The following is a 12129-nucleotide window of genomic DNA, read 5'->3' as shown; positions in this document are numbered from 1 at the left end:
GGACGTTTCCGGGGAATCCCCGCAAGCGCCTTTCCGAAAGGTAGGAACTGCACCCGGTTTTATGTTTTCGCATCAACCAATCCGACCCATTCTTCCTGCATAGCGAAATTGTATCTGCTTTCGGTTTGTAAAGCAGGAGCAACGGAAAATCTTGGCTTTTAAACGTGCGCGCAGGCTCCGCCTGCCGGAAAAACAGCCGAAAGGGCGCTCGGCTTAAAACGCGATATCGTCCTCGCCCTTTGCCTGCAAAACAATAAACTGCTCGACAAAGTCCTTGCTCAGGTCGACTTCTTCTTTTTCACCGGTTTTCATGTTCTTTACCATTGCTTTTTTGCTTTCCAGCTCATTGTCGCCAAGCACCAGCGTATATTTCGCGCCAATCTTATCCGCGTATTTCATCTGTGCCTTCAGTCCGCGGTCGTTCAGGTCGCAGGCTGCGATAATGGAATACTCCTGCAGGCTGTGCGCCAGCCGGAACGCTTCCACCTTTGCCGCCTCTCCCAGCGCCGCGATAAAGATATCACAGGTTTCCGGCTCGGGCATTTCAATGTTCTGCTTCTCCATAATCATGATAAGACGTTCCATGCCGAGGCCGAAGCCCAGCGCCGGCAGATGCTGGCCGCCCATTTCCTCCACCAGTCCATCGTAGCGTCCTCCGCCGCAGACCGTGCTCTGTGCGCCAAGGTCCCCGGAAACAAACTCAAACACCGTTTTGGTGTAGTAATCCAGCCCGCGCACAATAGCCGGATTCACATTGTATTCGATCTTGACTGCGTCCAGATAGCTCTTCACGCTTTCGAAGTGTTCTTTGCACTCGTCACAGAGGTAATCAAGCATGCGGGGCGCGCCCGCGGCGATTTTCGAGCAGATCGGGCTTTTGCAGTCCAGAATACGCATGGGGTTGCGCTCCAGCCTGCCGAGGCAGGTTTCGCAAAGCTGATCCTTATACCCGCTGAAATACGCTTTCAGCGCCTCGTAATATTTGGCGCGGCAGTCCGGGCAGCCGATGGAATTGATCTCCAGCCTTAAACTGCGCACGCCAAGGCGGTCAAATATGCTTTTTGCAATACTGATCAGCTCCGCGTCCGCCATCGGCGAGGGAGCACCCAGCATTTCCATTCCAAACTGGTGGAACTCACGCAGGCGCCCCGCCTGTGTGTTTTCATAGCGGTAGCAGGAAGTGAAATAATACAGCTTCTGCGGAAGACCCTCGTTGTAAAGGCCGTGCTCCAAAAGCGCGCGCACCACACCGGCGGTCCCTTCCGGACGAAGGGTAATGGAGCGGCCGCCTTTGTCGTTAAAGGTGTACATTTCCTTTTGGACCACATCGGTCGTTTCGCCTACCGAACGCTGAAAGAGGCGCGTATCCTCGAAAACCGGGGTGCGGATTTCCCCGAAGCCATGGATTTTCGCCTCGCTGCGCATCACGTCCTCAACAACCTGCCACTTGCCGGTCTGAATCGGCAGCAGATCCTGTGTTCCCTTTTGTGCTTTAATCAGTTCCATAGCGTTTCTCCTTGAAAGAAAATAGAATATAAAAACCCCCGTCCCCAAAGGGACGAGGGAAATCCTCGCGGTGCCACCCTTCTTCAAGGGCCGAAGCCCTCCTCAAAAATCCCCGATAACGCGGGGAACGTCGGCTCCCGGATGTCTTCGCTGAAAGCGCCGATGCAGGCGCGCTTACAGTCACGACGCGCCCTCCCTGGGCTGGGCTTTCAGGTACTCCTTCCGTTCATCGCCCTTATTCTTTATGCTTTGGGGTTCAAAATATTGCGCCAATCCAAATCGCCGCGCTCCAGGCCGTGAATCAGCACCTCAGCGGTTGCGATATTCGTGGCGACCGGAATATTGTGCATATCACACAGCCGCAAAAGGTTCATATCGTTCGGTTCATGCGGCTTGGGGTTCAGCGGATCACGGAAAAACAGAAGCAGGTCCACCTCGTTACAGGCAATCCGCGCGGCAATCTGTTGGTCGCCGCCCTGGGAACCGCCTAAAAAGCGCTGGATTTCCAGCCCGGTTGCTTCCGACACCATCTTCCCCGTGGTTCCTGTGGCGCACAGGTAATGCCGGCTTAAAACGCCGCAATATGCGATACAGAACTGAACCATCAGTTCCTTTTTAGCGTCATGGGCAATTAATGCGATATTCATACCATTCTTCCCCCTATTATAAGGAATAAGCTTTAAAATTTTTGCAGCGAGGCAAGGGGAACATGTTCGCCCTCCAGCCTTGCGGCAAGCCGGCCCAATGCCATCGCGCCGATCGATTTCGGCGAGACCGGCGCGCTGTTCGCGGCAGCCGCCGCCAAAAGCGGATCCTCCGGAACAACGGCAATCAGCCGGATTCCGGCGGCGTCAATAACAGAATCCAAATCGGGATAAAAATTCTGCGTGCGGAAATTGCGGGTGCTGAACCGGTTGATAATCAGCCGTTGCTGCCGTACCCCGCCCTGCTCCAGAAGCATACGGGTTTTTCTTGCGCCGTTCAGGCAAACCGGGTCGGGGGTGGAAACAACCAGCGCGCGCGGCGCCGCCGCGACCGCGCTTTGGAACCCCCCACCAATCCCCGCGGGGCAGTCGATCAGCACATGGTCGTAATACCGGCTAAGCACGGAAACCAGCTGTTTCATAATGTCGGGGCTGATCAAATCCTCCTCCGTTGTGGGAGCAGGTATTACAAACAGCCCTTCGGCAAAAGGGCAGGGGTAAATTGCCTTCATCGGCTCCACACGGCCGGAAACCACATCCGCAATATCGAAAACTTTATTCTCTTCAATTCCAAGCATATGGTCAAGGCAGCCAAGGCCCGCGTCCCCGTCGATCAGCAGGACGCGCTTGCCCCTTTGCGACAGGGCAAGACCCAGGCCGGATGTGATCGTGGATTTTCCCACGCCGCCTTTTCCTGATGTAATTACGGTAATAGCTCCCATTTCATGACCTCATTCTCATACTACCACAAATTTTCTTGGTAGTCAAAACGTTTTTCTTGTAATATTTCAACAAATTCATTTTTTACCAATATTAATGGGAAGAGGTGGAACCGGAAGATGCGCCCGACGCCGCCGAAGAGGCGGAAGGCATTACGATATTTCCTTTCTCGTCCACCGTCTTTCCGTAGAAATAAGCGTCCAAAACATCCTTCGCAACGGAATTCGAGTACAGGCTGGTCGCGCCGTGCTCCAAAACAACCGCTACGGCGATTTCCGGATTGTCAAACGGCGCATAAGCCACAAGCACAACATTGTCCGAGTGGGGGGTCTGCACCGCCGTACCGGTTTTCGCGGCGATCGGGATGCCGTAATTCTTAAACATGCTGCTGGCCGTACCGGAAGTCGCAACCTTCCGCATGGCACGCTGTACGTAAGAAATGTATGTCTGGGAAACGCCCACGTTGTCCACTTCCTGCGGCTGGGTCTGCGAAATGACGTTTTTCCTCGTATAATCGGTTACTTTGCTGACAATATGGGATCTCAGCCTGGTCCCGTTATTCGCGATGGTCGCGGTATAGGTTGCGAGCTGAAGCGGGGTAAACTGGTTGTCGCTCTGTCCCACTGCGGCTTCAACGGTATCGGCATCCCACCAGGAACCGCCGGAAGCGGCACGTTCCTCGCGACCGGCCAAGATACCGGCGTTTTCGCTCAACTCAATTCCGGTTTTCACGCCCAGACCGAAATGCTTCGCATACATGTTCATATTCGTAATTCCCAGCCGGTACCCTGTCTCGTAAAAGAAGGAGTTGCTGGACTTTTCAATCGCGTAATCCACGGTGATCATCCCGTAGTTGCCGATACTTTTCAGAATCAGCCCGGTGTCTGCAAAGCGTCTGTAAACGCTGTTTCCTTCCAGCCGGGTGGACGTGGTAATCGCACCTTCCTGCAAAGCCGCCATCGCAACATAGGGCTTTACTACGGAACCCGGGGTAAACACGCCGTTAAAGGCGCGGTTAATCAGCGGCTTTGCTTTGTTTTGAATCAGGGATGTATAATAATTCGTATCATTTAAGTATTCTGTTAAATCATAGGAAGGGTAGGTGGAAGCGGCAAGCACAGAAAAGTCCTTTACCCGCAGCACCACCGCGCCGCCCGCGACACAGTCCTCGCCGTGCCCCTTGGACGATCCCTTGTAACGCTGTGCGCAAAGCCGCAAGCCGTTCGCGCGCGCAGCCTCCACATTTTTTGCCAGCGAGGCGTTCAGCACCTTTTGAATCCGGCTGTCAATGGTTAAAAATACGGAATTGCCCGAAACCGGCGCGGTTTTTACGGTTTCCGAAGCCAGCGAACCGGAGCCGGTGGTTTCCACCAGCTTCTCCCCGGATTTTCCGCGAAGCATGTCTTCATACGCCTGTTCAATGCCGCTCTTTCCGAGCCGGTCGTTGAACGCATAGCCTTTGCTCTTGAGCTTATCGTATTCCTCCTGCGAAATCGCGCCGATGGTTCCGATAATATGCGGTGCAATGGTTCCGTCCGGGTACTGCCGCACCGTCGTGACCTTTGCCGTCACGCCGGGAAGCATGGCGGAATTCTCGCTGATAATCCCAACCGTATCGCGGCTGACGTCGGGCGCGAAGGTATAGGGGGCGGAAAGGCTGAAGCCGCACTTCGTCATATTGTAGCGGACCGAAACAATGTTTCGCGTGTCCTGCGCGGAATACCCGGAAACCTCATACTTTTTTATCATTTCCGCCATGCATTCGTCAGCGGTGGCGTACGGGTTCATATTTAGGAAATCCTTGGATTTCATAGTGGCGATTTCTTTTTCCTCGCCCTCAATAAATTCATACTTTCCCTTCGCGTTGAGCCGGATGGGCAGAATATCCGTCCATTTCTCCCCGCGCTTGGATAAAAGATGAATAAGCTGGTAAATGGTCTTGTTCTGTGTATCGGCGGGCATGTACGCCCGATCAAAAACAATGGCATACCCCGTCTTGTTTACAGCGAGGCCAACGCCGTTTACATCAACAATTTCGCCGCGGGCCGCGTCCATAACAACAGTAGAAGAACTGGAACGGTTTGCCGTTTCCAAAAAAGAAGCGCCTTTAATAAGCTGCCAGTCAACAAGGCGGAACGTATAAACAGCCATCACGGCGAGAAACAGAGCCCCACAGAAAATGGCGCGCGAGCTTTCCTTCAATTTTCCCATGGAGAACCCCCCTTTTCTGTGTACGAATCATTCTTCCTTCTCGCGAATCTGTATGGCAAGCGCCCGGTTGAAGAAATAAGTAACCGGCATAATAGCAATGGTGTAGCAAAAACGCGGGATGTAATGGGCCGTAAACGCATACCCGGCATACTCATAATTAAACAGCAGGTAGAAAAACACCCAATGCAAAACAACCAGCGCCCCTGTTACAATAACCGCGGTAAGCATCGCGGTCAGGAAATTGGTCTGGATCAGATCGGCCGCGAAAAGCCCGATCGCATAGCAGGCTGCACAAAGCAAAAGCGCATGGAAACCCAGCACGCCACCCCCGCCGAAATCGATCAGCAGACCGGCCAGCAGGCCGAAGCTCATGCCCGCGGCCTCATTTTCAAACAAGCTGATGGAAAGGACCGCAGGGATCAGCAGAACGGGCCTTGCACCGAACAGGTTCGGGAGCAAGCCGGGCGTTTCCTGTACGATAAACAGCACCAGCAATTCAATTGTATAGGCAAAGTAGCGGATAACCTTCATTTTCTGCATTTACTTTCCTCCGGAGGCAGTAGAGGAGACGGAAGAAGAAGCGGATGCGGGAAGCGCCTGCCCCTGTCCTTCAAAAGAAGTGATGACCATTACGTCACGCACGCTTTTCACGTCGACAAAGGGCTTTACCTCCGCGTAAAGCGACACGTCATACGGATCGTTTTTTACTGCCGTAACCGTTCCGATGGCAAGGTTGCGCGGGTAAACGCCGCCCAGCCCGCTGGTAACAACAATATCCCCCGCCTTCACGGTCGTTCCGGCGGCAAGATAGCTCAGCTTTAATAGGCCGCTGTCCGCTAGCTTAATGTTGCTGCTGATCACGCCGGAATCGCGGTTCACCTTGTCGATAGCGCTGATCTTTGTGTCGGCGGAAAGGATCGTGGTCACGCGGCTGTAACTGGCGTTCGCACTAGAAATCCAGCCCACCACGCCGCTTTCAGTAATAACCGGGTCGTTTACGGATATGCCAGAAGAGGTGCCCTTGTCGATCTGGAAATTATAAAACAGATCATTCGGGTCGCGGCCGATGACCGCAGCGGAAACCGGCTTGAAGTCCTGATTCTCATTTTTCAGCTCCAAAAATTTCCGGAGCTGCGCGTTTTCCTGCTGATACGTATAATACTTAATAAGTTTCTGATTCAGCTCGGCGACCTGCTTTTTCAGCGCAGCGTTTTCCGCCATCAGCTCGTCGTTGGAACGGGTGACGGACTGCGCGGCAACCGCCGCGTTGTTTGTTATAACGGTGCTGACCTTCTGCATCGGCGTCGACACAAGGCTGATCAGGTTCGCCGTGAAGGAGCTGTCGTTGCTCGCCGTAAAAAGCATCAGGCCGAACAGAAAAAAGATAACGGCTATCAAAATTTTAAAGCTTTTAGTATGGAAATAATCTTTCAAAGCAGCGCCTCCTTTCTAAGCGGCACAGCCCGCCGAAGCGGGGAAAACGGAAGAGCGCCCGTTTATGAAGTGCAAAAAGCGGAGAGTGGTAACCCTCCGCTGTATTCTTTCCGAATTTATTTTTTGTTGTTTTTGTAATAGGAGGCCGGCATATTCACTTCAAGGAGCTTGCCTGTTCCGTCCACAACACAATCCAGCGGGCTTTCGGCAATATGGACGGGCATTCCGGTTTCCTGTTCCACAAGTTTATCCAAGCCGCGGAGCAGCGCACCGCCGCCGGTAAGCATGATGCCATGGTCGATGATATCCGCGGAAAGCTCCGGAGGCGTCTTTTCCAGCGTGGATTTAATCGCGTCAATAATCAGCGCGAGCGCGTCGCCTAGTGCTTCGCGCACTTCTCCGGCGGAGATGGTCACATTCTTCGGCAGCCCGTCTACCAGGTTGCGGCCCTTAATTTCAACGGACGCGTTTTCATTGTCTGCGGTGGGGAAAGCGGAACCGATTTTAATCTTGATTTCCTCTGCGGTACGTTCACCGATCAGAAGGTTATATTTCTTTTTCACATAGGAAATAATGGATTCGTCAAATTTATCACCCGCAACACGCACGGAAACGGAGGTAACAATGTCGCCCAGCGAAATCACAGCAACTTCCGCAGTTCCGCCGCCGATATCGACGACCATGCTTCCGGTCGGCTCACTAACGGGCAGGCCCGCGCCGATGGCCGCGGCCATGGGTTCCTCAATCAGCTCCACATTGCTGGCCCCGGCCTGACGGGCGGCGTCCTCCACCGCACGGCGTTCCACCTCGGTTACACCGGACGGGATGCAGATAATAATATGCGGGCGGGAAAACGCGTTGGATTTCACCGCTTTGCGAATAAAATGCTTGAGCATAGTGGCAGTAATGTCGAAGTCGGCGATTACGCCATCCTTCATGGGACGGACCGCGACAATGGAGCCGGGGGTACGGCCAATCATTTCCTTCGCCTGCGTACCGACAGCCAGTACGGTATCGGTGCGAACGTCAACGGCGACAACGGAAGGCTCGCGCATGACGATGCCCTTCCCTTTCATAAAAACCAGCGTGTTCGCGGTACCTAAATCGATCCCTATATCCTTTGAAAACATACGTTTATATTCCCCTTTCAAGACCTTGGCAAAATTCAATCGTTCTTATTATAACCTTTATAAATACATTTCTCAACTGTTAAATTTGTGAATAGGCAATATTTCTTTATTTTCCGTCCCCGGATGATTTTATACCAGCCAGAATCCGATTAATTTTGCCAATCGGAAGCCCCATTACATTGTAATAGTCCCCGTCGATGCGCTTGATAAACAGCGCGCCCCGGCCTTGAATCGCGTATGCACCGGCTTTGTCCATTGCTTCACCCGACGCAACATAGGAATCGATTTCGCTTTCCTTTAACGGATAAAATTCAACGGACGTGCTTTCGTGGCCGCGCAAATATTTCTTGTTGTTGATAATGCAGTACCCGGTGTAAACCTGATGCACATTGCCGGCAAGCAGCTTGAGCATTGCTTTCGCTTCTTCCTCGTTCTTCGGTTTGCCAAGCACTCGCCCCTTCAGAACGACAATCGTGTCGGCGCCAAGGACAATGTCCTGCGGATAGCGTTTTGCTACTGCCTCCGCTTTGCGGGCAGCAAGAAGCTCAACGATCTGTATCGGAGGCGTCCCCCGGAGATACCCCTCATTCACATCCGCGGGGACGACATTAAAATCATATCCTGCCATTTTCAAAAGCTCGCTGCGGCGCGGCGATGAAGACGCTAACAGCAACATGTATTCTTCCTACTCCTTCACTTTAATTTTTATATAGCCAGTATTGCGGCAAGCAAAAGAATTGCCTGCGCAACATTGATACTGACAAGCATTCCAAGCGTAAATTTTACGACGGATAAATCCAGTTCAACGGGCGAAAGCCCGAATTTTGCGGTAGCGCCCAGCCAGGAAACGTTTTTTATCCCGGCGCAGGACGTACCAATAATCTGCCCCAAAACCACGGCCAATACAAGCAGAATAATCAACAAAAGCGTTCGGATTCCATCCTTTTTCATTTTTGAATCTCCCGTTTTCCGGTCGACCCAAAACCGCCGGCTCCGCGCGCCGTTTCACCCAGTTCGTCGGTTTCCTCCAAAACCGGAAGGAGCACCGGCATAACGACAAGCTGCGCGCAGCGTTCGCCCGGCTGAATCGTATAGGGCTTGTCGCTGCAATTGGTGATCCCCACTTGAAGCTCGCCGCGGTAATCGCTGTCGATTACTCCGACCGCGTTTGGGAGCGTAATGCCGTGCTTTACGCCTAGCCCGCTGCGGGCAAAAATCAGCCCAACGGTATTTTTGCCCGGCAGTTCTATCGCGATCCCGGTCGGGATTTTGTAAAGCCCGCGCGGTTCAATCGTAACGGGTTCGTCCAGACAGGCGTACAGATCCAACCCGGCCGCCCCTTCGCTTGCCCGCGTCGGCAACACGGCGTTTTCACGCATTTTTTTTACTTTTAATGTTTCCATAAGCCACCCCAGTTTATGTATCAGGAAAGAACTGCCTCTTTCCGTAAAAGTCAAGCCGAGAAACGCAAAGGGTGCGCCCTACTCAATCCCCCGGTAATACAGCCCGCGCGTGTACTCGCCTTGCGTCGGCTCGCCTGTCAGGTACCGGCCGATAATTTCTTCCGCTTCCTCCTTGGTTTCCATCGTGAAGCGCAGTACGCCGAAATCCTGATTGCAAATCTCGTGGAGGCGGTCCGCCATGTCGAGCGGCACCGAATTCAGAACCTCGCTGCACGCCCCGCCGCACTGGACAGGGAAGCGGATTCCCTTCCGGTCAGTTAAAAACGGCGCGGTTTTGCAACTTTGGCATCCGCCCGCGTTCGCCGCGGGACAGTTCCGCGTAAGCATCAGCGGCAGCCTTCCGTAAAGAATGAGCCCGCGCGGCAATTCCCCGCCGATTTCCGCAGCCTGCCCAAGCGTCAGCTCAAACGAAAGCTCCGCGTCGGACAGGCCGTATTGGCGGTACCATTCGATGGCGGCCGTATTCGTAATGTTGAGGGAAAACCCGCCGTGCACCGTAAGCCCAAGTTCCTTCCCGAGCTCCGCCGCACCGAGGTTCCCGGCCCAGACGTCGGTGATTCCGGCTTCTTTCGCGGCGGCAAGCCGAGCGCGCAGGGCGCTTTCCATTCCGAACATGCCACGCGGGATTTCAAGGGCAATGGGGAACCCGTTTTCCCTGCACTCTTTTATCTTTTTTAAATCCGTATCATAGGGAATATATACTATTTCACAATTTTTTGCAAGTGCCGGAAGCTGCGCATTTGCAAAACGCGCACGGAGCTTCCTTTCGCCCGCCGAATACGTACCCGGCTTCGGGATTTCGCACATCTGAAACGGAACCGCTTCCCGCGCGGCGCGCGCCTGTTCCAGCTTTGCCAGCGCTTCCCGGCGAAGGCGGTTCAGCGCGGAAACTGGGACGGAAAGCCCCTCCCCAACCGTACAATCAATCCGCTCGGCGTAAAACGGCGTACCGCCCGTCTTTTTCAGCTGTTCCGCACAGCGCTCCGCGTCAATTGCGCGGTGGATCGCCGGCTGGGGCGTTTCCTCCAGCGAAACGGAAACCGTATGGTTTTCCCTGTCCGAAGCGGTAAGGGAAACGGGTTCGCCCTGTTGAACCGTGAGCGAAAACACAACGGGTATCCGCTGATATTCGTCTTTATAAAGGCTGCGCAGTTCCGAAAAAACGGCATTCGTCGCGCCGGTCACATCCTCCCGCGAACGGATGCCGAACATATCCCGGCCCCGATGCGCGTCGATGTAGCCGGTGGTAAAGCCGGAGCGCGAAAAAACTGCTCCCAGATTCTTCAAAAGCTCTTCCGGGACCGGCTGTCCGTCCGCCGCAAGGCGGCAGGCGCGCGTTGCTGCGGCAACGTATTCTGGGCGCTTCATCCGCCCTTCGATCTTCGCGCTGACAATCCCCGCGTCAGCGAGTTCGCCGATCCGGCATATCATAGATAAGTCCTTTAAACTCAAATCATGCCCCGTCCCGCCTTCAACGGAAAACGGCAGGCGGCAGGGCTGGGCGCAAAGGCCGCGGTTGCCGCTGCGGGAACCCAGCACGGAGCTGAAATAGCACTGCCCGCTGACCGACATGCACAAAGCGCCGTGGACAAAGGTTTCCAGCTCCACCGGAACCGCCGCATGGATTTCGGCGATTTCCGCAAGAGAAAGCTCGCGCGCGAGCACAACCCGCCGAATTCCCGCATTGTACAGCGCCCGCGCGCCCAGCGGCGTATGGACGCTCATCTGCGTGGAAGCATGCAGGCGAAGCTGCGGCACGCAGGTTTGGAGCAGCAAAAGAAGGCCCGTGTCCTGCACAAGCACGGCATCAACCGGCAAAGTACAGGCATAGGAAACCAATTCCAGCGCCTTTTTCAGTTCCTCCTGCAAAAGCACCGTATTTACCGCTAGGTAAACCTTCACCCCGCGGACATGGCAGTAAGAAACAGCTTCCTTCAGCTGGTCATCGTTAAAATTTTTGGCGTTAGCCCGCGCGCTGAATGCGCTGCCGCCCAGATACACCGCGTCCGCCCCCGCGCGCACCGCGGCAAGAAGGCTTTCCGGCGAGCCGGCGGGGGCCAGCACCTCTATCGCATTACAATTCATCATTTTTCTTTTCAAAGAAGTTTATAAAATCTTCCTGCTCAGCGGTTGTCCCTTCCTGAACGCGGGAATAGCTCCCGGCCTGCGGCTTTTGCACCGGCGCACCCACAGCAATTGGCTTTTGTACGCGCGGCTCCTCATGGGGCTTGTCCTTTTCATGCCCTTTGTTTTCCGCCAACCGCCCGCGAAGGGTCTGGATTTCTTGTTTCAGGCGCTCCACCTCTCGCTTTGCCTCCTCGGCTTCCATTCTGGCGTGGGAGGCATCTTCCAGATAATCCTTGATCTGCGAGCGGAGGTTGTCGGCTCCGCCGGCAGCCTTCTGCGCTTCGTCACAGAAACGCAGCGCCGTAATAATGGCGGCCATCGTAATGGAAACTCGTTCGTTTTTTCCGGTGATATCCTCTATGGCTTTTTCCACCTGTTCGCCGAGTGAACGGACGTAACTTTCGCTGTCATCCGACCCGATTACGCATTCGCATCCACAGATATTGAGCCGAACTCTATTTCTACTCATGAGGCCATTCCCCTTTCATTAAATTCAAAATATTTTTGACCTTCCCCGCCTGCCGGCCGGAGTAGCCTGATCGTCTTCGGTTGTATCAAACTGTTTCTTTTCATTATAATCTATTTTATAATAAGATGAAAGGTCTTTACGGATTTTTTACACTCTGTTTTTAAGAGCGTTTTTTGGCGAATTCTGTAAACTGTTTGTTTTGACGGCAAAACTCCTTCTGCTATTTATAAAAAAGTTCAGTTTTGTGTATAGTGCACAAATTATTGAAAAAAATACATGGTAATAAAAAGTGGAATCCTTTTTTATCTTAAAATCCCGAAAACTGCGCTCAGCCTTTAAAAACGGCCGTTTTTAAAGAAAAGGGT

12 protein-coding genes are annotated in these 12129 nt (G+C 53.7%); all 12 read right to left on the bottom strand.

The features are described from left to right. Positions 1-213: 213 nt before the first annotated feature. Entirely contained in the window at positions 214-1506 is a 1293-nt protein-coding gene (hisS, locus tag CAGA_RS05350) for a histidine--tRNA ligase (RefSeq protein ID WP_135658567.1), read from the bottom strand. 242 nt (positions 1507-1748) lie between these two features. Beyond that, on the bottom strand, positions 1749-2153 hold the full coding sequence (locus CAGA_RS05345; RefSeq protein WP_135658565.1) for a methylglyoxal synthase: 405 nt from the start codon (positions 2151-2153) through the stop codon (positions 1749-1751). Positions 2154-2185: 32 nt separating this feature from the next. Next, a complete protein-coding gene (locus tag CAGA_RS05340; RefSeq protein WP_135658563.1) occupies positions 2186-2932 on the bottom strand; it encodes a nucleotide-binding protein in 747 nt (248 codons plus the stop codon). A gap of 91 nt (positions 2933-3023) precedes the next feature. Further along, entirely contained in the window at positions 3024-5141 is a 2118-nt protein-coding gene (locus tag CAGA_RS05335; protein ID WP_135658561.1) for a penicillin-binding transpeptidase domain-containing protein, read from the bottom strand. Positions 5142-5168: 27 nt separating this feature from the next. Beyond that, the gene (gene mreD, locus CAGA_RS05330) at positions 5169-5681 is read right to left on the bottom strand and encodes a rod shape-determining protein MreD (RefSeq protein WP_135658559.1); all 513 of its coding nucleotides are present in this window, start codon (positions 5679-5681) and stop codon (positions 5169-5171) included. Beyond that, the gene (gene mreC / locus CAGA_RS05325) at positions 5682-6575 is read right to left on the bottom strand and encodes a rod shape-determining protein MreC (RefSeq protein ID WP_135658557.1); all 894 of its coding nucleotides are present in this window, start codon (positions 6573-6575) and stop codon (positions 5682-5684) included. Between the two features lie 116 nt (positions 6576-6691). Beyond that, on the bottom strand, positions 6692-7705 hold the full coding sequence (locus CAGA_RS05320; RefSeq protein WP_135658555.1) for a rod shape-determining protein: 1014 nt from the start codon (positions 7703-7705) through the stop codon (positions 6692-6694). Between the two features lie 106 nt (positions 7706-7811). Further along, entirely contained in the window at positions 7812-8381 is a 570-nt protein-coding gene (locus CAGA_RS05315; RefSeq protein ID WP_135658553.1) for a Maf family protein, read from the bottom strand. A 29-nt stretch (positions 8382-8410) separates the two neighbouring features. Beyond that, on the bottom strand, positions 8411-8656 hold the full coding sequence (locus tag CAGA_RS05310; protein ID WP_135658551.1) for a DUF4321 domain-containing protein: 246 nt from the start codon (positions 8654-8656) through the stop codon (positions 8411-8413). Further along, the gene (gene dut, locus CAGA_RS05305) at positions 8653-9108 is read right to left on the bottom strand and encodes a dUTP diphosphatase (RefSeq protein ID WP_135658549.1); all 456 of its coding nucleotides are present in this window, start codon (positions 9106-9108) and stop codon (positions 8653-8655) included. The genes CAGA_RS05310 and dut overlap by 4 nt, the downstream gene beginning before the upstream one ends. Positions 9109-9186: 78 nt before the next feature. Then, positions 9187-11268, bottom strand: coding sequence for a U32 family peptidase (locus CAGA_RS05300; RefSeq protein ID WP_243112951.1), 2082 nt, complete (start codon positions 11266-11268; stop codon positions 9187-9189). Next, a complete protein-coding gene (locus CAGA_RS05295) occupies positions 11243-11764 on the bottom strand; it encodes a cell division protein ZapA (protein WP_135658547.1) in 522 nt (173 codons plus the stop codon). The genes CAGA_RS05300 and CAGA_RS05295 overlap by 26 nt, the downstream gene beginning before the upstream one ends. Positions 11765-12129 lie beyond the last annotated feature (365 nt).

Source organism: Caproiciproducens galactitolivorans (assembly GCF_004768785.1).
Lineage (GTDB): Bacteria > Bacillota > Clostridia > Oscillospirales > Acutalibacteraceae > Caproiciproducens > Caproiciproducens galactitolivorans.
The sequence above is the reverse complement of the archived record's forward strand: the minus strand, read 5'-3'. Positions and strand labels throughout refer to the sequence as shown.

What these genes read in the sequence shown, in the direction of transcription:
- CAGA_RS05335 (WP_135658561.1), bottom strand. Translation starts at nt 5,141, where the DNA reads ATGGGAAAATTGAAGGAAAGCTCGCGCGCCATTTTCTGTGGGGCTCTG.
- CAGA_RS05295 (WP_135658547.1), bottom strand. Translation starts at nt 11,764, where the DNA reads ATGAGTAGAAATAGAGTTCGGCTCAATATCTGTGGATGCGAATGCGTA.
- CAGA_RS05320 (WP_135658555.1), bottom strand. Translation starts at nt 7,705, where the DNA reads ATGTTTTCAAAGGATATAGGGATCGATTTAGGTACCGCGAACACGCTG.
- CAGA_RS05315 (WP_135658553.1), bottom strand. Translation starts at nt 8,381, where the DNA reads ATGTTGCTGTTAGCGTCTTCATCGCCGCGCCGCAGCGAGCTTTTGAAA.
- CAGA_RS05345 (WP_135658565.1), bottom strand. Translation starts at nt 2,153, where the DNA reads ATGAATATCGCATTAATTGCCCATGACGCTAAAAAGGAACTGATGGTT.
- mreD (WP_135658559.1), bottom strand. Translation starts at nt 5,681, where the DNA reads ATGCAGAAAATGAAGGTTATCCGCTACTTTGCCTATACAATTGAATTG.
- dut (WP_135658549.1), bottom strand. Translation starts at nt 9,108, where the DNA reads ATGGAAACATTAAAAGTAAAAAAAATGCGTGAAAACGCCGTGTTGCCG.
- CAGA_RS05340 (WP_135658563.1), bottom strand. Translation starts at nt 2,932, where the DNA reads ATGGGAGCTATTACCGTAATTACATCAGGAAAAGGCGGCGTGGGAAAA.
- CAGA_RS05310 (WP_135658551.1), bottom strand. Translation starts at nt 8,656, where the DNA reads ATGAAAAAGGATGGAATCCGAACGCTTTTGTTGATTATTCTGCTTGTA.
- hisS (WP_135658567.1), bottom strand. Translation starts at nt 1,506, where the DNA reads ATGGAACTGATTAAAGCACAAAAGGGAACACAGGATCTGCTGCCGATT.